Raw genomic sequence first — 21,592 nt, forward strand, 5'->3', positions numbered from 1 at the left:
CGGCTCGTCCGACTGTACTGGAGGAGGCCGCTGATGGCGGCTTCCAACCAAGCGATGGCGTGTCGAGCCGGTTCCGTCCGCAAAACCCTGGCGCCGTCACAAAGCAGCTGCAGGACAGCCGATGGACAGGGTGTGTCGCCTAGAACGGCGTCGGGGCCGCACGGCATTGCCGATCGGTTCCGCTCATTGCGCCGAGGCTGAACGCACGATCGCGTCCTGACCAAGGAAGAGCCCACTGGTCAGCAAGGTCGCGCGTCATGGCGCACATCGCCGATAAACGGCAGCAAAAAAAGGGAAACTTAAAATGCGGTTCACCCGAAACAAGCTAGCAGTGCTTACTTTCATCTGTCTGACGTCGCCTGCATTTGCCGGCACGACCGTCAAAGTTGTCGAGAGCGGCGAGGCTGGCGGTTCGATGACCCTCACACTGGATCAATCGACCATCAAGGCCGGCGAGACGACCTTCATGGTCCACAACGACGCAATGACAGAAGAGCACGAGATGGTGCTGATCAAGCTGAAATCGGCCGACCAGAAGATCGATGTCGTCGCGGCCAAGCACCGCGTCAACGAAAAGCAGCTGAAAAGTCTTGGCGAGGTGTCCGACCTGAAACCGGGTGCCGATGGCCAGATGAAGGCCAAGCTCACGCCAGGCTCCTATGTGCTGCTCTGCAATATCAAGGGACACTTCGAAGCCGGCATGCATACGATGCTGACGGTCACGAAGTAGCCCGCGTCTGACGCGGAGACACTCGACTGCAGCGGCGGTCAGCCCATGGCCGCCAGTGGGGTTGGGCAGCGGCGGTTCAGTCGCTGCCCATGCCGATTGCTGAAAACGAAAGCGGGGCAGGCGCTTGGCGTCAGCCGGGAGCCAGTTCGCGCTCGACAAGCTTTTCGCGGCGCCCGTAGGAAAGCAGTTCTCGGGTGTAGGGATCGGCCGGCGCGCCGATCACTTCTTTCGTTCTGCCGAATTCGATGACGTCGCCGTGCCGCATGACCAGAAGCGCGTCGGAGACATGTGCGACGACCTTCAGATTATGGGTTACGAAGAGCATCGACAGCCCGCGGCTTTCCTTCAGGTCCGAAAGGAGATTGAGAATCTGCGCCTGCACCGAGACGTCGAGCGCCGATGTCGGTTCGTCGAGGATGAGGAGGCTCGGCTCCAGCGCCAGTGCACGGGCGATCGCCACGCGCTGGGCCTGACCACCGGAGAGTTCGCTTGCGCGTCGGTCGAGAAAATCGGCCGGCAGCCCGCAGTCGCAGAGCAGGCCCGCGATCTTCTTCCGCATGGCCGCGCCTTGTCGGCCGCCTTGCGCCAGGACAGGCTCGGCAAGGATATCGGCGATCGTCAATCTTGGGCTCAACGAGAGGAAAGGGTTTTGCAGCACGACCCCGATCTTCTGGCGTTCTCGGCGCAACGCGCTGCCCCGCAGCGCCAGCCAGTCCTGGCCGTCGAGCCGGATCTGCCCGCTTTCCACCGGAAGGAGCCGAAGGATGGCGCGCAGGAGGCTTGTCTTGCCGGAGCCGCTTTCGCCGACGATGCCGAGGGTCTCGCCCTTGGCAAGGCGGAAGCTTGCGCCGTTGACTGCGGGTTTTGGGCGCGCCGCGAAGAGACCGGCGCGGTAGCGGATCACGAGATTGTCGATGTCCAGTATCGGCGTGGTCATGCAGCATCCTCCGGCAGGTGGCATAGCCAGCGATGCGCAGCACGGCTGCGCTCCGGCGGTGGCGTGACTGCGCACTCATGGAGCGCCTGGGGACAGCGCGTGGCAAAGGCACAGCCGGCAATTGCCGAGCGCGGCGGCGGGATGGAGCCCTCGATGGCCGCAAGCCGTGCTCCGAGCGGTGCAGCGTCGGGGAGTGCGGCGAGCAGGGCGCGGGTGTAGGGGTGCCCGGGGCTTTGCAACACCGCATCGACCGGGCCGGTCTCGACGGAGCGGCCTGCGTAGAGCACGGTTGCACGATCGCAGGCCTCGGCGATGACGTCCATGTCGTGGGTGATCATCAAAACGGTGAGGCCGCGCTCGGTCACCAGCTTGCGCAGAAGCGCCAGAACTTGGGCGCCGACCGAGACGTCGAGCGCTGTGGTCGGTTCGTCGGCAATGAGAAAGTCCGCTCCGGTCGCCAGCGCCTGGGCGATGACCACACGCTGCTGCATGCCGCCGGAAAGCTGGTGCGGATAGCTGCGGAGCACTCTTTCAGGATCAGACAACCCCGTTGCGGCAAGCAGATCGGTCGCCTCGGCGCGTCGGGCCCGATGCGGCAGGTCGCGATGGGCGCGGATCACATCGTCCATCTGCGTGGCGATGCTGAGCACCGGATTGAGGGCGGCGGCCGGATCCTGGGCGATCATGCCGATCCGCCGGCCACGCAGTCGCGCCGCATGCTCCCGAAGATCCTCGCCGTCAAAATGGAACCGGTCGGCAACGATGCGGGCACCCTTCGGAGCCAGGCCGAGTGCCGCCATCCCGGTCATGGTCTTGCCGCAGCCGGATTCGCCGATGACGCCGTGGATCTCGCCGCGCTCGATCTCGAGGCTGACCGCACGCACCGCATGAACGTCGCCTTCTGACGTCGGGATGCTGACCGACAGGTTGCGGATATCAAGCAGAGGCACGGGCGGTTCCTCCCTTGCGGTCGCGCAGCGCATCGCCGAGCACGCTGAAGGCGAGCGCAATCGCGAAGATGGTGAGGCCCGGCATGGCCGAATACCACCAGCGCGCGGGGAAAAACTTTCGACCGGCATCGACCATCTGGCCCCAGTCGGCGGTCGGCGGCAACACGCCCAGGCCAAGGAAGGAGAGGGCAGCCGCGGTAAGAAGTGCCGGCCCGACATCGAGAGCCGCCTGCACGGTCAGCGGCCTGCCTGTCGCCGGCAGGATGTGGCGGAGGATGATGCGCCAATGCGAGACGCCGGAGAGTTGCGCCGCCTCCACATAGGGCTGACCGCGCAGCACCAGCACCTCCGCGCGGGCCAGTCGCGCATACCAGGGCCACCAGGTGACAGCGACGGCGATGACGCTGTTCAGAAAGCCCGGTCCGAGGGCGGCGGCCATCAGCACCGCCAGCAACAGTGCTGGGAAGGCGAGGAAGACGTCGGTACCGCGCATCAGCGCCTCGTCGACCCAACCGCCGAAGTAGCCGGCGGCAAGACCGATCGGCAGGCCGATCAGGAGCGAGAAGGCGACGATCAATATGCCATTCGTCAGCGAGACCCGGGTGCCGTAAGCAATGCGGCTCAGAATATCCCGGCCAAGATGGTCTGTCCCCAGCCAGTAGTCTGCGGAGGGCGGCGAGAGCTTGGCGACAACATTCGGGCCGCCGGCCCCCTGCAGGGGATAAGGCGCGATCCACGGCGCGAAGAGCGCGACGAGCACGAAGAGAAGGACGATGGCAAGGGCGACGGTGCCAGGCCAGCCGAGGCGTTGGAGGAGCTTTTTCATGACAGCGCCACCCGCGGGTCGACAAGGGCTTGGGTGATGTCGATCAGCAGATTCATCACGACATAGCAGATGGTCACGACCATGGTGACGGCGGCGATGACCGGAAAGTCCTTGGCGAGGATCGCTTCGGAGACGTAACGGCCGAGACCCGGCCAGGCGAAAATGATCTCGACGAGCACCGCGCCAGTCAGGGCATAGGCGAAGGAGAGACCGATCACCGTCAGCGCCGGCCCCATGGCATTCGGCAGCGCGTGACCGAAGAGGATGCGCGGCTCGGAAAGGCCGAGCGCGCGAGCGGCAACGATATGACGGCGTTCGAGGATTTCGATCATGGCTGAGCGGGTCAACCGCATGGCGACGCCGGCAGGATAGGAGGCGAGCGTCAATGCCGGCAGGATCAGGTGCGTCAGGGCGTCGCCGAATGCGGAGAGGCGGCCGGCGATGAGCGCGTCGATCAAGTTGAAGCCGGTCACCATCGGCAGCGGCGCGGAGATCGCGATCTCTCTGGAAAGCCGCCCGGAAAGCGGGAGGATACCAAGCCATTGCGCAAAGATGAGCTGCAGGATCATGGCCAGGAAAAACGTCGGCATGGCGACGGCCGCGATCGAGCCGAAGCTACAGAGCCGGTCGGCCCAACCGCCTTGCCGCGCCGCAGCGATGACACCGAGCGGAATGCCGATCAGGAGCGCAAGAACGGTCGAAAATATGGCGAGCTCCAGGGTGGCCGGAAGATAGGCCCTGAGATCCTCTGCGATGAGGCGCCTGGATTTGTAGGAAATGCCGAAATCGGCGGAGGCCATGGCGCCGGCGAAAGTCGCGAAACGGGCCGGAAGAGGCGCGTCGAGATTGAGTTCCCGGCGCGCCTTCTCGATTTGCTCGGCCGTGGGACGCGGGCCCGCATAGAGCGCTGCGGGGTCCGACGGTACGACCTGTGCCACCACGAAGACCAGGAAGGTCACGCCGACCAATACGAAGGCGGAGAGAAACGTGCGGCGCAGGATGTAGCGTAGAAGTTCCATCAGACCCCCCCGCGTGCCCTACCGGCTCAGATCGTTGACAAAGGCGATGTGCCCGTAGGCCGGATTGTCAGCATAGCCCTTGATATCCGCACGGATGATATGGACGTTCGGCTGGTCGAGCATGAAGATGGCTGCCGCATCCTCGATGATCTTGCGCTGCGCTTCGATGAACAACGCTTCGGCGCGCGCGCGGTCTGTGCCTGAGAGCTTGGCCGCTTCATCGATCTTGGCGTCTACCTCAGGGTTGGAATAGTAGCCGAGATTGAAGTTCGGCTTCTCTTCGCTGTGGAACAGGTTGAAGAGATAGTCGTAGGGGGTGACGAAGGTCGGCCACCAGAACATGACGAAAATGTCCTGCGCCGCCTCGGGGTTCGACTTGCCCAGCTGCCACTGCGCTTCCCATGCCATCGGCTGGAGTTTCAGCGTGATGCCGAGCGTCTCCAGGTTGGCCTTCCAGAGTTCGCCTGCGACCGCCTCGATCGCCTGGGACGTGGAATAGGTCATGACCAGTTCCAGGCCAGGCTCGACGCCCTCTTCGGCAAGCAGTGCCTTTGCTGCCTCCAGATCAGTTTTCGGTATCGGCGCATTGGCGTCGTGGCCCCAGATGCCGGCCGGGACGACGCCCTTGGCGCGCGAGCCGAAGCCGCTCGTTCCCGCGGAGATCACGTCGTCATAGGGAAAGGCGAGTGACAGGGCCTGACGCACCTTCACCTTGTCGAGTGGCGCGCGCTTGACATTGTAGAGGCCGAACAGCGTTTCGAAGGAAGGGTTCACGACCACGTTCAGGTCGGGATTGGACTTCAACGCCTCGAGATTTTCGTAAGGGAGGCTGTAGGTCCAGTCGGCCTGGCCGCTCTCGATCATGTTCTGGGCGAGCGTCGCATCCTCGACGATCTCGAACGAGATCGTCTGGAAGGCACCGTCCGGCACCTTGCCCCAATAGCCTTCGACCCGGTCGAGAACGGCGCGCTGACCGGGCTCGTAGCGCGAAATCTTGAACGCCCCGGTCCCTGCATCGTTGCCGGCGTTGAACCAGGACGCTTCCTTGTCATGCGAGGAAGGCGCGTAGATCCAGGCGGCAAAGCCGGCTGATGCGATGAGGTCCAATGGCTGCGGTTCGGAAAGCACGAAGACTACCTTCAGCGGTTCCGGCGTTTCGATGGACGAAACCGGGCCCCAGATGAAGGACGCACCGCCGCCGATCTTCTTGGTTCGCTCGATCGAGCCCTTCACCGCCTGTGAGGTCAGCAGGCTGCCGTCATGGAACTTCACGCCATCGCGAAGGGTGAAGGTCCAGGTCTTGCCGTCTGCGCTCACAGCCCAGGACGTCGCGAGCAGGGGTTCGATCCTGGCTTCGGCCGTGTCGGTCGCGGGAATGTAGCGCGTCAGTCCCTCATAGACGTTGGCGAGCACCGCACCGTCGTTGGAAAACGAGGTGGCGGGGTCAAGATCCGGAAAGCTCGTCGGATAGGCGAGCGTGAAGATGCTGCCAGCGCCCTCGGCCATCGCAAAATTCCAGCGCGACGCGGCGGCTGTGGCGAGAGCAGTGAGGGCGGCGGTTTTCAAGAAATTGCGGCGGTTCATGTCAGGCTCCCAATCGAGTTCTGGAGGTGCGGACGCTTAGGCGTCTTCTTTGTAGTGGGGTACGGCAGGCGCATCCGCAGACACGCCCATCGGCACGAAGTCGAAATCGTAACCAAAGGCACGCGGGCCGACAGAGGCGAGCGCGATCTCGCTGCGCAGCAGCACCGGTGCAGGCATGGACAACACGTCGATGCGCAGGCCGTAGCGCAGTTCCTCCGTGCCGATCGCCCGGCCGGTTTCCGAATCCACGATGCAGATCAGGTCCGGCACCATGGTGATGATCTCTTCGCCTTCGCGCGCGATCAGATATTCGTTCTGGATGTCGACGGTGAGGGTGCGGCCCGCGTCCGCATCCAGTCCCGCGACGGTGAGCTTGCCGCGTGTGAAGCCCGCCATAACGCGGCGGCTGATATCAGTCACCTTGCCGCGCAACAGCCGCACACCGCCGGATTGCTTCAAGATGGCCTCGACCGGGTCTTCCTTGGCCGCGCGCGCGTTCATCACCGCGTCCCCGAGGCTCCAGGCCTGGCTGGTGGTGTGGGGCACGCCGAAGCGGCGGACGAATTCACCGGACATCGGCGCCGTCGTCATCAGCGCCGTGCATCCCATCGCAATGGTGCTGGCGCGCAGCAGCTTCTCCAGCATCTTCGGCGTCGTCGCGTCGGTGACGACGAGCACATTGCCATCGGCATCGGCAAGAGCCGCCGGCTGCACGGCCTGGCCGTGGATGAAGAAGGTCGTCATCTGTACTTCCGGGAAGGCCCTGCCCATGCCGTCCGCATCGACGACGGGCAGGTCGACCATCGCTGCCGTCAGCATCGGCGCAATACCGTTGCCGCCGCCGACTTCGTCACCGAGCAGCGCATCGACCTTTTGGCCCAGATGCCGTTCGAGCGCGTTCAAGAGCCGGACACCCTCACTGCCTTCGGGGATCTTTTCGATACCTACCGTCGGGGCGCCAATACCGCCGATACCCAGGATCTGGGCATCCGGCGCCATATCGGCCGGGCGCACCATGCGGATGCGCTTGCCTTCACGTAAGAGCGCCTTGGCGCGCAGCAGACCGTGATAGGTGCTGCCGCCGCCGCCGGTACCCAGAATGCCGCAGCCGATGGCGATGCGGTCGATATCCGCTTCGCTGAGCGTCCAGTACTTCATGCCCGCAACTCCCCAATCACTTTCGCGGCCACGCGAACGGCATTACCGGGCAGGTAAGCCAGCGGCGTTTCTTCAATTTCGGCAAGGGTGGTCGTATCGGCATCTGCGCCGGCCTCGACGGCGCGCGCCCGAGCCTCCGCGACAATGGATTCTAGTGCGATTTCGCGTGTGGTGCCTTCAAGCGAAACCACGCTGTCCACCTCGCCGGAGACCTGCGCGATTGCCGCGCCGATTGCGTTGGCCGAGCCGAAATGATCCGGCTTCAGCGAAACGGATGTTCCCTCCAGCAGCCCTTCGACCAGCACCGAACCGCCACCGACGAGAATGGCGGGGATCGGATCGGCGCTTGGCTTCATGCGGTCCAGCACCGTTTCGATGCTGGCTTTCATCTGCGCTAGCATCTTCTGCGCCAGTTCCGCCGTGATGTGGCTGAGCCGGGCGCGGTCGCCGAGGTCGACGAGGCCGGCAGCAACGGCGATATCGGTTGCCGTCAGCGTATCGCCGCCGAAGCAGAGAGCCTTTTCGGGCAGGCGAAAACCGACCGAATCAGGGCCGATCGTCGAAGACGGACCCGGGCGCACGATGCTGCCGCCACCAAGCCCGAAGGAATACACATCCGGCACGCGGAAGTTGGTCGGCACGCCGCCGATCATCGCGCCTTCGCTGCGGGTGCGCGGGAAACCAGCGACCAGCATGCCGATATCCGTGGTGGTGCCGCCGATATCGATCACGGCCGCGTCGGAGAGCCCGGTGAGGAAGGCCGCACCGCGCATGGAATTGGTCGGTCCGGACGCGATCGTGAACACCGGATAACGTTCGGCGAATTCGGCGGCCATTAGCGTGCCGTCGTTCTGCGTGAGGAAGAGCGGGCAGGTGAGGCCGAGGGCGGCGAAGGCCGAGCGGAAGGCGCCGACCGTCTCGCGTCCGAGCGTGTGGAGGCTCGCATTGAGGATCGTTGCGTTTTCGCGGGGCAGGAGGCCGGTGCGGCCGACGCGGTGCGACAGGCTGATTGCCGCGCCGGGCATTTCCCCGGCGACGATTTCTGCCGCGTCGTTTTCCATTTTCGGGTCGACCAGGGCGAAGACCGAGCAGATCGCGACGGCAGAGATGCCACGCGCACGCCAGTCGCGGCATGCCGCGCGGATGGCCACGTCGTCGAGCGGTGCAATCTCCGAACCATCGTAATTGACGCCACCGCCAACCAGGGCGGCACCACCGTCGACGACGGGGCGGAGCATGTCCGGCCAATCGATCATCGGTGGCAGCGAGCGCGTTGCAGCGCCGCAAAGTCGGAGAACGCCAACCTTTTCAAGATGCCGACCCTCGACGATCGCATTGAGAAAATGCGTGGTGCCGATCATCACCGCATTGACCGCGCTGGCAGAAACGTCTGCTTGGGCCAGGACGGTGCGGATCGCCGCGCTGACGCCCGATGTCACGTCTGCGGTGGTCGAGGATTTTACCGTGGCCAGGACCTCGGCACCGCGCAGCAGCGCCGCGTCCGTATTGGTTCCGCCGACATCCACTCCGATACGAAGCATGGTCTATCCCTTTTTCTTGCTGCCGAGGTCGGTACCGCGGCTGATCGCGGTCGTCCTCGTGCCGAATACCTTGTAGAGACGCAGCACGACCGAGCTCGTGACGCGCTTGATGCCAGGCAGTTTGCCCAGCTCCTGATCGATGAATTCAAGCAATGCCGCATGGTCGGCGACGAAGAGCGAAGCACTCAGGTTTGCCGTGCCGCTCGTGGCGGCGAGGTAGCCGATCTCGTCATACTCGGCGAGCAGGATGGCGACGTCTTCCTGCTTGCCGGGCTCGACCTCGATCAGAAGCTCGACCTGGACATCGCGCCCGAGAGCGACCGGGTCAGGAATGGCGCCGATGACGATCATCTTGGCCTGGAGCAGTCCGGCAATGCGGTTGCGGATCGTGCGCTCCGAGACGCTGCCGATCCGGCCGGCGATCTCGGCCGCCGAAAGGCGCCCGTCTTCGGAGAGATAACGGATAATCTCGCGGTCCAGATCATCGACGAGGTAGCGTTGGGTCATCACCGTTTCCATTTCGGCCTTGATAGGCAGAGTAAATTTCCGAAACGGAACTGTGTCAAGAATATTTCAGTCGGCAAAGGCAATTCTTGTCGAAAATTTCCTGTTTCAGGCAAAGATTCTTCTGGAAGTTGCCGAATCGGAAACGGCGCCAGGATGGCGAGGCAGTCGATACGGCCGAGGGGCAGCATGGCTGAATTCCGCTTTGCGCGGGCTGTGCTCGGGGTCTGTAGCGCTGCCATTTTGCGCCCGAAAAAGTACGGAAGCTCGAACGGAATGCTTCCGTATCGATACGAGAGGAACCGAGTGTAGATGTGGAGGTTGTGCCTTCTGTGGGGGCACGGCCGACAGACGGCTCAGCCGGTCGCTACGAGCGGGGACCTGGCGCTGTCGGCGGCGTCACCATTGCCCAGGCCGCAGCTGCCGTCGAAGGTCCAGGCGACCGCCTGCAGAGCCGCCGTCGGCCTGACAATCGCGGCGAGTACGCTGACGAACCGCAATGACCTCAGCCGCTTCAGGCGGGCTGGCCGAGCGTGCGGTGGTGTTTTGCGACCCTCAACCGTTGAGGGCCGCCGGCTCAGTGGTATTTTTCCTGCTCGCGAACGAGGATCGCCGGAGCGTTCAGTCCGGCGATCGGTTGTTTGACATCCGTCGGAATGTCCCCGGTCAGTTGAAGGTCGAGATAGCGCGCGCAGCAGACCCTCAGGAACGAAGTGAAGTTCCCAAGATCGTGGCCGGCATCGATGGACTCATGATGCAGCTTGGTTATCAACTGCGTGACGTTCATGCGATCGCGATGGGCGATCTCCTCGAGCTTCGACCAGAAGAAATTCTCCAGCCGAACGCTTGTCACCATGCCATCAATGCGTAGCGAACGGGTCGTGCTTTCCCAGAGCCTTGCGTCTGCCTTTATGAACAACTCGCACATGGCGCCCCTCCCTTGTCCGCTTCCTCAGGCGGCGTCCGTTTGTAGCAGGGCGGAGGCGTCGAGCACAGCCATGAACTGCCGCAGCCACGAAGGATGCGCCGGCCATGCGGGTGCGGTGACGAGGTTGCCGTCCGAGACCGCATCGTCGATCGCGATATCGGCATAGATGCCGCCGGCGAGTTCGACTTCGGGACGGCAGGCGGGATATGCCGAGCATGTGCGCCCCTTCAGCACGCCGGCTGCGGCAAGAAGCTGCGCGCCGTGGCAGATGGCCGCCACCGGCTTTCCGGCCTCGAAGAAATGCTGCACAGCCTTGATGACATCGGGGTTAAGGCGCAGATACTCCGGCGCGCGGCCGCCGGGGATGACGAGCGCGTCGTAGTCGTCGGCGCGAATGCTGGAGAAGGTGGCGTTGAGCGCGAAGTTGTGGCCGCGCTTTTCGGAATAGGTCTGGTCGCCTTCGAAGTCATGGATGGCGGTCGCGACCGTCTCTCCGGCCTTCTTGCCGGGGCAGGCGGCATGGACGGTATAGCCGCAGGCAAGCAGCGTCTGAAACGGGACCATCGTTTCATAGTCCTCGGTGAAGTCACCGGTGATCATCAGAATTTTCGAAGCTGTCATCTGTTCCTCCCAAAACCAATGGGAGGAGCTTAGCAGTGCAGGTACGCCTGCAGGTACTAACGGAATACTACAACGAAAATTCCGGTCGGCTCGGCTGACGCCGGATAGTGGAGATTCCGCCCCAAAAATCCCGTCAGTCCGAGACACCGCACCAGCCCGGCAGAAAACTGGCGGACCTGTCATGCGCAAGGCTGAGCGCGTCACGCAAAGCCTTGTCTATGTCGCTGGCGATCAGCTTCGCGTCGACGCGCGATCGGAGGAAGTTCGCCCACATGAACTCGCTGTAGGGGGTGATATCCTTGGCGTAGCCGCCCGCTCGGCGAAGCGCACCCGCCAGTGACCGGTAGGGGTCGTCGACGAGGCCGGCTATGGTCTTTGGAAGGTCCCGATGGGGTCGGCGCAGGCCTTCGGCATCGAAGGGATACATCCAGTGGCGATGGTCCATGACCGACCAGAATTCATCCTTGCCGAGATGGCTGAGGTCAAACACGATGCTGGTCAGCACATGGGCGACGCCCTCCTCGTAAAGGGCACGCACGAGGTGGTGGTCGACCAGATAGGCCCGCTCCTTCGGGTCCGAACGACCGGCACCATATGACGCCCCAGATATTCCGGGCCGTGTTTCTTTGCATTCCTTCGCCATTCCTGGCGTTTGTCGGCGACTTCGAGGAGGCCAACGGTGATCTGGGTCGGACGAAGTTCGGCAATCTCGACCGGTTGCAATTGCGGCTCATAGACGGTCGTCATTGAACGGCTCCGGGCAAGGGGGTGGTGGACCCTGGTTGAGACACGGCGGCTACGGCATCATCGACACTGTAGCTGAGATAGGAAAGAAGCGCGGGAGCCGCCAGCGCGATCAGGTCGCGTACACGGTCATGTACACGTGCGTATTGCACGCGCTTGTTCTGCGCCCGGACGAGCGTGTCGAATTCGAGCAGCGCGTCGAGGGCGGTGCTGTCGAGATCGAAGCTTTCCTCGAGGCTGACGATGATGGCGCGCGCGGTCTGGTCCCGGCCGATCCTTGCTGCCGTCTCGGTGAGGATGGCATCCGCATTGGCAAAGAAGAGTGGCTGGGCCGGTCGCCATATGGAGATCCCCGGAATTGTCTCAGCATCGGAGTGGCGGGCGATGTCGACGAAGTCGTGCCCCTGACCGAGGCGGCCAAGAGTGGCAACATAGGGGGTGGCAAGCCTGTGCAGCAGAACGGCCAGGGAGAGTGCGACCGCAATCGTGATGCCGTTTACGACGCCGAAGGCGATAACCCCCGCTGCCGCAGCGAGCGCAATGACGACGTCATGCTTCAGCTTCCACAATCGCAAAAGCGGGCGCGGATCGAGGGCGTGCGCCAGCGCGGCGATGACGACCGCCGCCAAAACCGGTTCGGGCAGGCTCTCCACCAGGCCAGCGCCGACGATGACCAGGACGGCAAGACCGATCGCGGCGATGAACGCCGTCATTCGACTTTCAGCGCCGGCCGCCTCGGCGGCGGACCCGGCCGAAAAGCCGGCGCCGACGGGCATGCCTTGCGCGACGGCGCTGGCCACATTCGCGGCGCCGAGCGCCAGCAGTTCGCGATTGGCCGTCACAGTTTCCCCATGGCGCAGCGACAGCGAACGGATGGTGCCCCAGGACTCGGCAAAGAGAATGAGGACGAGCGGAAGCGTGTATGGCACCAGTTGCCTGAGCTGGCTCCATTGAACGAGCGACCACGACGGCCAGGTCAGCGCTACGGACAGCGGGCCGACGACCCCCACGCCATGGCTTGGCAGGTCCAGCAGTCTCGAAGCCAATATACCGGCACACAGCACCAGGAAGGCGCCGGGCAGAAACGGCACGCGGCGCAGGAGCAGGAGGGCGGCCAGGGCCACAAGACCGACCGTGATGCTCACGGCATGCCACTGTGGGAATGCCGTGAGAAGCGCTGTGACCTGGTGGATGATGTCCGTGGCCGGTGCGCCAACACCGGTGACGGCGGGCAATTGTCTTATGATGATGGTGATCGCCAGGCCCAAAGCGAAGCCGCGGAGCACCGGGCGTGAGATGAAACCGGCGAGGTTTCCAAGCCGCAGCAGCGACGCCGTGACAAACAGAACGCCTGTCAGTGCCACGATCACGGTCACGAGCGCAATCTTGTCGGTCGTCGATCCGGGCAGCGTCGCCATCGTGGCCGCAAGAATGGCAGCGGAAGATGACGTCGGAGACACGATGGCGAAACGGCTTCTGCCGAAGATGGAATAGGTCAGGCAGCCGACAATGGCAGCGACCACAGCGTGTTGTGGCGCGATGCCGGCAATGCCCGCATAGGCGACGGCTTCGGGCAGCATCAGTCCGGCGACGGAGAAGCCAGCAATCCAGTTCCTGTTGCCCACCCTTGTTCCGACCTTTCTCCTCGTGGCCATCCCTACACTGTCTCCGCCGTTTCATTTTGCAATCGCTCATTGCGAGACGGGGCGTCACATATCTGTCATAAACGCAGACAAGATTCTCGCTGCAGTCCATCGAAACCGAGAGAGAAATGTCCGAGCAATTGTCGCTGGCATGCGCAACGTTGCCACAAAACTCTGCTCGTTCAATGACATGTGTCCAGCAGGCTGGCGCGATCTGTTTTCGAATGTCCGCAGACGGCCCCCCTGAAGTGCTGCTTGTCACCAGCCGCCGCAACGGCCGCTGGGGAATACCAAAGGGTCGCATAGAGGCGGGGGAGACGCCGTGCGCCGCCGCCGCGCGCGAAGCGATGGAAGAGGCAGGCGTCAGGGGCCGGGTATCGAGCGATGCCATCGGCTCGTTCGTCTACACCAAGGATAGCACCGACCTCAGCTATCACCTCAACGTGCATTTGCTCGAAGTCCAGGAAGTTCTGGGGGATTTCCCCGAGAGACAGAGCAGGAGACTGCAATGGACTGCGCTCGAAGCCGCGATCGAGGAAGTCTCGCAGCCAAAGCTTCGTGAGCTGCTGCTCCTGTTTGCGGAAAATGGGCTGCGTGTCGGGGTTGAGCTCGAGACGCAGTAGTTCTGTCAGCGTCGGCCGAGCCTTGGCCGGCCGTCAAGCGAACTCAGTTTGCAGTTTTCCCTCTTTGCAGCAGAACCTGCATCTCCTGAAATCGTCGTTTGCGTTCGGGATTGTCCTCATCGGCGGCGTAGCAGGTGCGTGAAACGCAGAAGCGCAGAATTTTCCGTGGCGCGTTCACATTGTCGAACTCGCAGTCGAACGTGTCCGTCATATCGGCCTTCTTCGTGTCGGCCCTTTCGGAATACTTGAAGCGTGCTCCGGGCGGTGCAATCTCGGGAAAGGACTGGACCACCCCGACGTTAAGGGTGTCGACCATGAAGAAATTCTTGGCGACCGCCATGCAGGTCGTCTCGAGCTCGGGGCTTTGCGCATATGCGGGGCCTGCCGCGATACACAGGACTGGGAGAAGCCATTTCATCGCAAACTCCATCCGCGGAGAAACCTTGCCCTCCGATCGGCTGCTCCGACAACACGGGAAGGTGGAAATTGTTCCGTCGCGTGGCGATCAGGACGTTGGCGTGGCCGTGAAGCGAGATCCTGCTGGCCCCACGGATCGCAAAGCGTGCGCGTCTTCAGTTGCGGTATCGGCTACGAGCGCTTGGCCAATTGGTGTTCGCGCCAGATTGTGAAAAGACCTGCGCTGACCACGATCAGGGCGCCGATGATCATGTTGTGCGTGATCGTTTCGCCAAACAACAGGACGGCAAACATCACGTTGAGAACCAGCTGAAAATAGGTGACCGGCTGAACTTCCGCGGCAGGCAGCAGTCCATAGGCCCGGATAAGGAAGTAGTGGCTGAGCGTGCCGCAGACGCAAAGGGCTGCCAATGCGAACCAATCGGTGGGGACGACTTCGGTCCAGTAGAACGGGCCGATCAGCGAAATCGCCAGTGCTCCGACCACACCCGCATAAAAGAGGCTCGTCACCGCTGAATCCTCGCGGCTGACTGCGCGCGTGGCGATGCTGTAGAGCGCGAACAGTACGGAGGCGACAAGCGGCAGAAGCAGCGACATGTCGAAATGAACGTCCACTGGGTTGATGATCACCAGCACGCCGACAAGACCAACCACCACCGCGGCCCCGCGCCGCCATCCGACCACCTCTCCGAGAAGAGGTATCGACAGGATGGTGATGATCAGTGGTGTTGCCTGGAAGATCGACTGGCTCATGGCGAGCCCGGCGTGAACATAGGAAAAGACGATGACGACGATCTCTGCGACCAGCAGAAGGCCGCGAACAACCTGCAGCCAGGGATGGCGCGTTTGAATGGACTTGCGAATGCCCCCGGGAGACGACGCGGCAAAGGCAAATACGAAGAGGGCGAACGCCCAGAACCGGATCATCGTTATGAAGAGCGCCGGATAGCGATCACCCAGATACTTGGTTATCGCATCCTGGCCAGCGAAGATGCAGATGGCGAGGAAGGCAAACACATAGCCGCGGGTCTTGGCGCTCATCACACTAAAAACTCAGAATCGTTGGCCACTTGATTAGCATAGACATTTCGTGAGCGCTCGAACCAAACGACGGGTTCCTTCCCGTCGCATTTGACTTGGGAATGGCGACGAGATCGCTCCATTGGCTCGTCGCGCGATCGGATTGCGGCCGCATTGCTTCTCGAAGGAACGGCGACTGGAATCGCGCTCACGGCCGCATCAGATCAGACCGAGATGGGTGGCCAGTTCCCGTGCTGCTGCGCCGCCCGCCCTGTTCGCTCCAATCGTGGAAGCCGAGGGGCCGTAGCCAACCAGATGGATGCGTGGGTCCTTTTCGACCCGCGTCGCCAGGCGTCCGCCCATGACGATGCCGCCATCGTCCTCGCGTAGCTGCAGCGGAGCGAGATGGTCGAGTGAGCTGCGAAAGCCCGTCGCCCAGAGAATGACGTCAGCCGTCTGTTCCGTTCCATCCGGCCAGCGCACGCCGTGCGGAAGGATTTCGCTGAAGATCGGCAGCCGTTTCAGCGCCCCGCGTTTTGCGACGGCCCGCAGGGCCGGGGTCCTGGGAATGCCCGTGACCGACACGACCGAGCCCCGGCACCAGCCCATTGCGTACCCTTTCTTCTACGGCGGCGACCGCGGCGCGGCCGTCTTCCGGCGTGAATGGCCGTACACGAAACTGCGGCTCGCTACGCGTGACCCACGTCGTCGTCGTTACTTGCGAGATTTCGCCGAGGTGCTGCAGCGCAGAAATACCGCCGCCAACGACAATCACATGTTTGCCCGCAAAGGCGTCCGCCGTTTGATAGTCGCGGGAGTGAAGCTGTTGACCTTCGAACCGGTCGGCACCGGGATAGGCGGGAATGGATGGGGTCTCCCATGTTCCCGTGGCGTTGATGAGCCCCTCGGCCGAAAAAGTTTCCCGGTCGGTCTCCACCCGAAGCCGCCCGAAACGTTCGCAGACCAACTTGACCGCGACCGGCCGATAGATCGGCAGCCGAAATTTCTCTTCGTAGGCGGCGTAGTAGCTGGGAACCGCGGTCGACGCCCGTGCTTCCGTTTCGCCAACGGGAACAACTTCCGCAAACTCCATGCCCGGCAAGTCGTGGAGACGGTTGACGGTGCTCAGTGTCAATGACGGCCAGCGATGCTGCCAGGCGCCGCCCGGTTTATCGTTCTTGTCGAGGACGATGAAATTCCGGCCCGGCTGGAGGCCAAGCTTCATCAGGTGATAGGCCGATGACAGCCCGGCTTGGCCAGCGCCGTCACCACAATGTTGACCTTGATCGCGGCGTGAAGCGCCGCATTCGTTGAGGCTGTGGATGGCATGGTGTCAGTCACTCTGGGACCTCGCAACGCGTAGCTCGGCCGCCGAGCAAAGCGAAACCCAGCTCTTCTACGCATCCTTGTGACCGTAAGAAGCCGGACACGCAATGCGCTCGCGGCATCGTTTGGAGAAATCCCCCGCTCGGCAAGCCCTTTTGGAGAGCTGCGCGGCGGCGGAGCGGAGATTGGGCACCTGGAAGATTCGGCTCGTGCGGCGCCATAACCTTCGCTGCACTCGGGATCGCGCAGTGCCCGTCGAAGACTCGAGTCTCTTGCAATGTCGACCCATATGTGAGTAAGCTATTCATATAAGAAGAAATTGATCGCTGCCGCTGAGCACCACTGGCGTTCGATGGCGAAAATCAAGGTCGGACTTCGCTTTCGCTACGCAAGGGTCTGCTCATGCATGAATTCACGCCCACCGTCGGTGTTTCCTCGACGCATCCCACGGACATGCCGCAAGACCATGCCGCCCTGCCGGTGTGGAATGCGGAAAACTGGTTCTATGAAGATTGGCCCGTGGGCCAGCGCATCCGGTCGTTACGCCGCACGATCGCCGAGGGGGACAGCCATCTGTTCAACACGCTGGTTGTCGACATCCACCCCTATGTGCAGGATCAGATGTTTGCCGAGCGCGACGGCATGTTCGGCAAGCGCCTCGTCGCTGGCGCCTTCGTCTTTTCGGCGGGCCTCGGGCTCGTCGCCACCAATTGCGTCAACGCCTTTTCCTACGGCTACGACAAGCTGCGCTTCATCAAGCCGGTCTTCATCGGCGACACGATCTACACGATCCGGACCAACATGGACAAAACCCCCCGCTACAAGGAGCTCGGGCTCATCCGAGCCAGCTACCAGGTCTTCAAGGGCGAAGGGGAACTGGTGCTCTATTGCGAGCACTTGCAGACGGTGAAGTACAAGAACCCCGCCGACTTTGTCGGCAAGACCGAGAAATAAACCGCGATGACGGAAGCAAACGAACTACCGCTTGCCGGCCTTGTCGTCGTCGACATGAGCCAGTTTCTCTCAGGTCCTTATTGCTCGCTGCGCCTCATGGATCTCGGCGCACGCGTGATCAAGATCGAACGCCCCGACGGCGGTGACCTGTCGCGCCGGCTCTATCTGAGCGACACCGAGATCGGTGGCGACTCGACGATCTTCCACGCCATCAACCGTGCCAAGGAGAGTCTGGCAATCGACCTCAAGAACGAGGCTGACGTTGCCGCCTTGAAGACGCTGCTTACCAAGGCCGATGTGTTGATCCAGAACTTCCGCCCCGGCGTCATCCAGCGCCTCGGGTTGGATTATGAGGCGGTCAAGGCGATCAACCCTAAGATCGTCTATGCCTCGATCAGCGGCTACGGCGAGGATGGTCCCTGGGTGAAGCGCCCGGGGCAGGATCTGCTCGCGCAATCGCGCTCGGGCGTCATGTGGTTGAACGGTGACGAGGGCCAAGGGCCGGTTCCATTCGGCCTGGCGATCGGCGACATGCTCGCCGGCGCCGCGGCAGCGCAAGGCATTCTTGCAGCGCTCGTCCGTCGCGGCATCAGCGGCAAGGGCAGCCTGATCGAAACCAGCCTGCTCGAGGCACTCGTCGACTTCCAGTTCGAAGTGCTGACGACGCACTTGAATGACGGCCGCCGGCTGCCGGCACGTTCCGGCTTCCGCAGCGCCCATGCCTATCTGTCGGCGCCTTACGGTGTCTATCCGGCCAAAGACGGCTATCTCGCCATCGCCATGACGCCGATCCCGAAGCTCGCCGATCTCCTGGAAATGCCCGAACTCGACCTCTATCGCGACGATCCGGCCTCCTGGTTCTCCGAGCGCGACAGGATCAAGGCGCTGATCGCCAGGCGGATAGCCGAAAACACCATCGACCATTGGCTTGGCTTGCTTGAACCCGCAGACATCTGGTGCGCGCGGGTCCTCAACTGGAACGAACTGCTCGAAAGCGAAGGTTTCCGGGTGCTCGACATGCTGCAGACGGTCGTGCGCGAGGACGATGTCTCGATCCTGACCACGCGATCGCCGCTACGCGTCAACGGCAAGCGCGCCCAGGTTGACCGCGCCGCTCCGCGCATCGGCGAACACAGCATCGCGATCCGAGAGGAGTTCGGCCTGTGAGCATAACATTGAAGGGCATGACCTGGAGCCACCCGCGCGGCTACGATCCGATGATCGCCTGTTCGCGGTTGTGGCGGGAGCGGACCGGGGTTACGGTCGAATGGGAGAAGCGTTCGCTGCAGGATTTCGAGACCTATCCGGTCGAGGAACTGGCGCGAGCTTATGACCTCATCGTCATCGACCATCCGCATGTCGGCCAGATCACCAAGGAGAAGTGTCTGGCGCCGCTCGATGTCGAAGGACGAGAGGCCGAACGGAAGGCACTGGCCGATGCTAGCGTCGGTCGCTCCTATCCAAGTTACACCTGGCAGGGCCGGCAATGGGGCTTTCCGATCGACGCGGCGACCCAGGTGCAGGCCTGGCGGCCGGACCGGACGGAGCGGGCCGACAGTTGGTCCGAGATGCTGGCGATGGCACGCCAGGGAAAGGTTGCGTTGCCGATGCGCCCGCCGCACTCCTTGATGAGCTTCTACACGCTCTCAGCCAATCTCGGGCACGCCTGCTGCAGCGACGGTATCGGGCAGCTCATCGCTCCTGATGCGGGCACCGACGCCTTCGAGCGCCTGCGTGAATTGACGGATCTGATCGATCCCGCCTGTTTCTCGATGGATCCGATCGCCGTGCTGGAGGCCATGAGCCATCCGGGATCCGGGTTTGCCTGCGTGCCGTTGATCTACGGCTATGTCAGCTATTCGATGCCGGGTTTTCGGCCGTCGCTTGTGAAGTTCGGTGACATACCGGTTGCCGGAAACATTGGCCCCGCAGGCTCCGCCCTGGGCGGAACCGGGATCGCGGTCTCGGCCTTCTCCCACTCGATCGATGCCGCGATGGATTTCGCCTATTTCGTCGCGAGCGGCGAGGTCCAGCGCGGCCCCTATGCCGCCGGCGGCGGGCAGCCCGGCCACGCGGCCGCCTGGGACGACGACGGCGTCAATGCCACAACCTCGGACTTTTATCGCGCAACGCGCAAGACGCTGGAAACCGCCTGGGTTCGCCCCCGGCACGATGGCTACATGGCCTTCCAGCAGGCAGCTTCGGATCGGATCAATGACGGCCTCATGCGCAAGGACGCGGCGCGAAAGGTCGTCGACGATCTCAATCGCCTATTTGGTGCGAGCTTTGCTCCCACTTGAGCAGCCGGCGACTGCTGCGCAGCTTAGCGGCATGGTCTTCGATCCGGGGAAATGAAGGGCAGCGCATAGCGGCTGGATTTCATATCGAGATCTGCGGCACCGCTTGTGGGCGCGACCTACTCATAAACCTTCGCACAATCTCAAATTCCTGCTTGGCTTAGCCGAAGATCGTGATCAGCGGCTTGTCGAGGCCTGGCCGCGCGACCAACATCGCTAAGTCGCCTGGTACAACATTCTCAACGAAGCCTATGTGAAAGCACGCTACTCCAAGCACTTCGAGGTCACCGAAGAAACACTCGCCTGGCTCCTCGGCCGGACGGAACATCTCCACCGCCTCGTCGAGATAATCTGCAAGGAACGGCTCACTGAGCTGGCTCGGGTATTGGGCGCGACGGCATCGACGGCGCCGACAGCTATCACGGCCCATGGGCAGGGACCCTTAGTTGGCTGCCGCAAATCGCGAAGCTACGGTTCTACTCCCATCAAGGCGTGCAATGAACCTCATGCTGCCGAAATAGCCCACGACCAATATGTAACGACATAATCTTTACGGGCCTTGTAAAGATGATGTCGTTACGCTATCTAAATGAGTGCAGACAGGAGTTTTCCATGGCCACCTCGAACACGAGTAAAAGTCCGGACGCAAGCGTGCCGCTAAATATGCGAATCAAGCCTGCGACACGCAACTTGATCGACCGAGCCGCCGAGTTGCTAGGTAAGACGCGCACGGATTTCATGCTTGAGGCTTCCGAGCGCCGCGCCGAGGAAGTGCTGCTAGACCGTTCCGTATTCACGGTCAGCCCCGAAATCTATGCCGAGTACCTTGCCCGGCTCGATGCGCCCGCGCAAACAAATGAGCGTCTGAAACGCACCATGTCGACCAAAGCGCCGTGGGATGAGGCGTGACTCTTAACGCACCGACACCACTGGCCGATCAGCACGAACTGGCAGACTTTAATTCCGGTGTGCCTGAACTCGACGACTGGCTGCGTCGCCGCGCCCGTACCAATCAGATTGGCGGCGCATCGCGAACATTCGTCGTGTGCGAAGGAAATCGCGTCATCGCCTATTATGCACTCGCCTCCGGCGCAGTGAAGCAGCCGGAAGCACCTGGTCGGTTTCGGCGCAACATGCCTGATCCAATTCCGGTTGCCGTGCTTGGCCGCCTCGCCATCGATGGGGCCTATCAGGGACGCGGTATCGGCAGAGCGTTAGTGCGCGACGCAGGTTTGCGCCTGCTCAATGCCGCAGAAATCCTGGGTATCCGCGGCGTGCTGGTGCATGCAATTTCCGAGGACGCGAGGGCCTTCTATGAGGCGGTCGGCTTCCTGCCCTCGCCATCGCCAATGATGCTTATGGTCGGGTTACATGATCTCAAAAGCGCGCTCAACTTCTAACCGCAACTTGTGAACTATCAGCACCCATTGGCCAGGCATGTTCGCGTCCTGCTCCATGCATCGCATAATGTATCGTCGGGAACGTGCTTAGTCGGTCTACTCTTCCGATCGTCGAAGCATTATTATTCTTGGGCTTGAGATAAGCTGATCCATTCCGTGCCGAGTAAACCTCAAATGCGAGCTTTCGAAACCCCACCGCGTCCACTCCGCGCTGTCCGCTTTAAAGACGGGCCGAACGGCTGATACTTTCCCAACTTTGCAGCAAGGTTGGCTTGCTTAAGTCCTGAAGGCTCTCGCTTCCCGCTTCAAGACGTGGATTTCCATTTCATCGCCTTGAGCGGTTAGGCGACAAACCATTTGGGTCGGCTTA

At 62.4% G+C, this 21,592-nt stretch carries 22 protein-coding genes and 2 pseudogenes; 8 read left to right on the forward strand and 16 right to left on the reverse strand.

Translation table 11 applies throughout. The features are described 5' to 3' along the window. Positions 1-304: 304 nt before the first annotated feature. Positions 305-730 (forward strand): plastocyanin/azurin family copper-binding protein, encoded by a 426-nt coding sequence (locus AC3WWH_RS13025; RefSeq protein WP_058321339.1) that lies wholly within the window; start codon positions 305-307, stop codon positions 728-730. A gap of 130 nt (positions 731-860) precedes the next feature. Here AC3WWH_RS13025 and AC3WWH_RS13030 read toward each other — a convergent pair whose 3' ends face one another. The 12 genes and pseudogenes from AC3WWH_RS13030 to AC3WWH_RS13085 all read right to left on the reverse strand — a co-directional run bounded on the left by AC3WWH_RS13030 (position 861) and on the right by AC3WWH_RS13085 (position 13,197). Beyond that, positions 861-1,667 carry an ABC transporter ATP-binding protein gene (locus tag AC3WWH_RS13030; RefSeq protein WP_492376996.1) on the reverse strand — a complete coding sequence of 269 codons (807 nt, stop codon included), beginning with the start codon at positions 1,665-1,667 and terminating at the stop codon, positions 861-863. After that, positions 1,664-2,617, reverse strand: a complete 954-nt coding sequence (locus AC3WWH_RS13035; RefSeq protein ID WP_492376997.1) for an ABC transporter ATP-binding protein — start codon at positions 2,615-2,617, stop codon at positions 1,664-1,666. The genes AC3WWH_RS13030 and AC3WWH_RS13035 overlap by 4 nt, the downstream gene beginning before the upstream one ends. After that, complete coding sequence (locus AC3WWH_RS13040) at positions 2,604-3,443, reverse strand: ABC transporter permease (RefSeq protein WP_492376998.1); 840 nt, start codon at positions 3,441-3,443, stop codon at positions 2,604-2,606. Before AC3WWH_RS13040 ends, AC3WWH_RS13035 begins: the two co-directional genes overlap by 14 nt. Beyond that, positions 3,440-4,462: an ABC transporter permease gene (locus AC3WWH_RS13045; RefSeq protein WP_113399513.1), complete on the reverse strand. Its 1,023-nt coding sequence runs from the start codon at positions 4,460-4,462 to the stop codon at positions 3,440-3,442. Before AC3WWH_RS13045 ends, AC3WWH_RS13040 begins: the two co-directional genes overlap by 4 nt. Positions 4,463-4,480: 18 nt before the next feature. Next, positions 4,481-6,046 (reverse strand): ABC transporter substrate-binding protein, encoded by a 1,566-nt coding sequence (locus AC3WWH_RS13050; protein ID WP_058321344.1) that lies wholly within the window; start codon positions 6,044-6,046, stop codon positions 4,481-4,483. Positions 6,047-6,082: 36 nt separating this feature from the next. Further along, the gene (locus AC3WWH_RS13055) at positions 6,083-7,204 is read right to left on the reverse strand and encodes a DUF917 domain-containing protein (protein WP_058321345.1); all 1,122 of its coding nucleotides are present in this window, start codon (positions 7,202-7,204) and stop codon (positions 6,083-6,085) included. Further along, complete coding sequence (locus tag AC3WWH_RS13060) at positions 7,201-8,745, reverse strand: hydantoinase/oxoprolinase N-terminal domain-containing protein (protein WP_492376999.1); 1,545 nt, start codon at positions 8,743-8,745, stop codon at positions 7,201-7,203. The genes AC3WWH_RS13055 and AC3WWH_RS13060 overlap by 4 nt, the downstream gene beginning before the upstream one ends. A 3-nt stretch (positions 8,746-8,748) precedes the next feature. After that, positions 8,749-9,252 carry an Lrp/AsnC family transcriptional regulator gene (locus tag AC3WWH_RS13065; protein ID WP_158539416.1) on the reverse strand — a complete coding sequence of 168 codons (504 nt, stop codon included), beginning with the start codon at positions 9,250-9,252 and terminating at the stop codon, positions 8,749-8,751. 574 nt (positions 9,253-9,826) lie between these two features. Next, the gene (locus AC3WWH_RS13070) at positions 9,827-10,177 is read right to left on the reverse strand and encodes a ribbon-helix-helix domain-containing protein (protein ID WP_057249375.1); all 351 of its coding nucleotides are present in this window, start codon (positions 10,175-10,177) and stop codon (positions 9,827-9,829) included. A gap of 24 nt (positions 10,178-10,201) precedes the next feature. Next, a complete protein-coding gene (locus AC3WWH_RS13075) occupies positions 10,202-10,798 on the reverse strand; it encodes a DJ-1/PfpI family protein (protein WP_058321348.1) in 597 nt (198 codons plus the stop codon). A 133-nt stretch (positions 10,799-10,931) separates the two neighbouring features. Next, positions 10,932-11,545 (reverse strand): annotated as a pseudogene (locus AC3WWH_RS13080) (ParB-like protein). Beyond that, on the reverse strand, positions 11,542-13,197 hold the full coding sequence (locus AC3WWH_RS13085; protein WP_082640713.1) for a SulP family inorganic anion transporter: 1,656 nt from the start codon (positions 13,195-13,197) through the stop codon (positions 11,542-11,544). Before AC3WWH_RS13085 ends, AC3WWH_RS13080 begins: the two are co-directional and overlap by 4 nt. 116 nt (positions 13,198-13,313) lie before the next feature. Here AC3WWH_RS13085 and AC3WWH_RS13090 point away from each other — a divergent pair, with 116 nt between their 5' ends. After that, positions 13,314-13,808: an NUDIX hydrolase gene (locus AC3WWH_RS13090; RefSeq protein ID WP_492377000.1), complete on the forward strand. Its 495-nt coding sequence runs from the start codon at positions 13,314-13,316 to the stop codon at positions 13,806-13,808. Between the two features lie 43 nt (positions 13,809-13,851). Here AC3WWH_RS13090 and AC3WWH_RS13095 read toward each other — a convergent pair whose 3' ends face one another. The 4 genes from AC3WWH_RS13095 to AC3WWH_RS13110 all read right to left on the reverse strand — a co-directional run bounded on the left by AC3WWH_RS13095 (position 13,852) and on the right by AC3WWH_RS13110 (position 16,470). Continuing rightward, positions 13,852-14,226 (reverse strand): hypothetical protein, encoded by a 375-nt coding sequence (locus AC3WWH_RS13095; protein WP_058321437.1) that lies wholly within the window; start codon positions 14,224-14,226, stop codon positions 13,852-13,854. Between the two features lie 170 nt (positions 14,227-14,396). Beyond that, on the reverse strand, positions 14,397-15,266 hold the full coding sequence (locus tag AC3WWH_RS13100) for a DMT family transporter (protein ID WP_492377001.1): 870 nt from the start codon (positions 15,264-15,266) through the stop codon (positions 14,397-14,399). 198 nt (positions 15,267-15,464) lie between these two features. After that, positions 15,465-15,728: a hypothetical protein gene (locus AC3WWH_RS13105; RefSeq protein ID WP_255571427.1), complete on the reverse strand. Its 264-nt coding sequence runs from the start codon at positions 15,726-15,728 to the stop codon at positions 15,465-15,467. Next, positions 15,694-16,470 (reverse strand): NAD(P)-binding domain-containing protein, encoded by a 777-nt coding sequence (locus AC3WWH_RS13110; RefSeq protein ID WP_492377002.1) that lies wholly within the window; start codon positions 16,468-16,470, stop codon positions 15,694-15,696. Before AC3WWH_RS13110 ends, AC3WWH_RS13105 begins: the two co-directional genes overlap by 35 nt. A gap of 503 nt (positions 16,471-16,973) precedes the next feature. Between AC3WWH_RS13110 and AC3WWH_RS13115 the strand changes: the two genes are divergently transcribed. The 6 genes and pseudogenes from AC3WWH_RS13115 to AC3WWH_RS13140 all read left to right on the forward strand — a co-directional run bounded on the left by AC3WWH_RS13115 (position 16,974) and on the right by AC3WWH_RS13140 (position 21,222). After that, the gene (locus AC3WWH_RS13115) at positions 16,974-17,525 is read left to right on the forward strand and encodes a MaoC family dehydratase (RefSeq protein ID WP_492377003.1); all 552 of its coding nucleotides are present in this window, start codon (positions 16,974-16,976) and stop codon (positions 17,523-17,525) included. A gap of 6 nt (positions 17,526-17,531) precedes the next feature. Next, positions 17,532-18,692 carry a CaiB/BaiF CoA transferase family protein gene (locus AC3WWH_RS13120; RefSeq protein WP_492377004.1) on the forward strand — a complete coding sequence of 387 codons (1,161 nt, stop codon included), beginning with the start codon at positions 17,532-17,534 and terminating at the stop codon, positions 18,690-18,692. Then, entirely contained in the window at positions 18,689-19,825 is a 1,137-nt protein-coding gene (locus tag AC3WWH_RS13125) for an ABC transporter substrate-binding protein (RefSeq protein ID WP_156433028.1), read from the forward strand. Before AC3WWH_RS13120 ends, AC3WWH_RS13125 begins: the two co-directional genes overlap by 4 nt. 127 nt (positions 19,826-19,952) lie before the next feature. Beyond that, positions 19,953-20,204 (forward strand): annotated as a pseudogene (locus tag AC3WWH_RS13130) (HEPN domain-containing protein); the annotation flags it as partial. A 230-nt stretch (positions 20,205-20,434) separates the two neighbouring features. Then, the gene (locus tag AC3WWH_RS13135) at positions 20,435-20,731 is read left to right on the forward strand and encodes a type II toxin-antitoxin system TacA family antitoxin (protein ID WP_058321439.1); all 297 of its coding nucleotides are present in this window, start codon (positions 20,435-20,437) and stop codon (positions 20,729-20,731) included. After that, on the forward strand, positions 20,728-21,222 hold the full coding sequence (locus AC3WWH_RS13140; RefSeq protein ID WP_492377005.1) for a GNAT family N-acetyltransferase: 495 nt from the start codon (positions 20,728-20,730) through the stop codon (positions 21,220-21,222). The genes AC3WWH_RS13135 and AC3WWH_RS13140 overlap by 4 nt, the downstream gene beginning before the upstream one ends. The last annotated feature ends 370 nt before the right edge of the window (positions 21,223-21,592 follow it).

The sequence above is a fragment of the Ensifer sp. EB106-03-01-XG145 genome (assembly GCF_058792075.1).

Excerpts from the sequence above, each read along its gene's own strand:
- AC3WWH_RS13025 (WP_058321339.1), top strand. The coding sequence starts at position 305 with ATGCGGTTCACCCGAAACAAGCTAGCAGTGCTTACTTTCATCTGTCTG.
- AC3WWH_RS13030 (WP_492376996.1), bottom strand. The coding sequence starts at position 1,667 with ATGACCACGCCGATACTGGACATCGACAATCTCGTGATCCGCTACCGC.
- AC3WWH_RS13040 (WP_492376998.1), bottom strand. The coding sequence starts at position 3,443 with ATGAAAAAGCTCCTCCAACGCCTCGGCTGGCCTGGCACCGTCGCCCTT.
- AC3WWH_RS13045 (WP_113399513.1), bottom strand. The coding sequence starts at position 4,462 with ATGGAACTTCTACGCTACATCCTGCGCCGCACGTTTCTCTCCGCCTTC.
- AC3WWH_RS13050 (WP_058321344.1), bottom strand. The coding sequence starts at position 6,046 with ATGAACCGCCGCAATTTCTTGAAAACCGCCGCCCTCACTGCTCTCGCC.
- AC3WWH_RS13055 (WP_058321345.1), bottom strand. The coding sequence starts at position 7,204 with ATGAAGTACTGGACGCTCAGCGAAGCGGATATCGACCGCATCGCCATC.
- AC3WWH_RS13060 (WP_492376999.1), bottom strand. The coding sequence starts at position 8,745 with ATGCTTCGTATCGGAGTGGATGTCGGCGGAACCAATACGGACGCGGCG.
- AC3WWH_RS13065 (WP_158539416.1), bottom strand. The coding sequence starts at position 9,252 with ATGACCCAACGCTACCTCGTCGATGATCTGGACCGCGAGATTATCCGT.
- AC3WWH_RS13070 (WP_057249375.1), bottom strand. The coding sequence starts at position 10,177 with ATGTGCGAGTTGTTCATAAAGGCAGACGCAAGGCTCTGGGAAAGCACG.
- AC3WWH_RS13075 (WP_058321348.1), bottom strand. The coding sequence starts at position 10,798 with ATGACAGCTTCGAAAATTCTGATGATCACCGGTGACTTCACCGAGGAC.
- AC3WWH_RS13085 (WP_082640713.1), bottom strand. The coding sequence starts at position 13,197 with ATGGCCACGAGGAGAAAGGTCGGAACAAGGGTGGGCAACAGGAACTGG.
- AC3WWH_RS13090 (WP_492377000.1), top strand. The coding sequence starts at position 13,314 with ATGTCCGAGCAATTGTCGCTGGCATGCGCAACGTTGCCACAAAACTCT.
- AC3WWH_RS13095 (WP_058321437.1), bottom strand. The coding sequence starts at position 14,226 with ATGAAATGGCTTCTCCCAGTCCTGTGTATCGCGGCAGGCCCCGCATAT.
- AC3WWH_RS13100 (WP_492377001.1), bottom strand. The coding sequence starts at position 15,266 with ATGAGCGCCAAGACCCGCGGCTATGTGTTTGCCTTCCTCGCCATCTGC.
- AC3WWH_RS13110 (WP_492377002.1), bottom strand. The coding sequence starts at position 16,470 with ATGAAGCTTGGCCTCCAGCCGGGCCGGAATTTCATCGTCCTCGACAAG.
- AC3WWH_RS13115 (WP_492377003.1), top strand. The coding sequence starts at position 16,974 with ATGCATGAATTCACGCCCACCGTCGGTGTTTCCTCGACGCATCCCACG.
- AC3WWH_RS13120 (WP_492377004.1), top strand. The coding sequence starts at position 17,532 with ATGACGGAAGCAAACGAACTACCGCTTGCCGGCCTTGTCGTCGTCGAC.
- AC3WWH_RS13135 (WP_058321439.1), top strand. The coding sequence starts at position 20,435 with ATGGCCACCTCGAACACGAGTAAAAGTCCGGACGCAAGCGTGCCGCTA.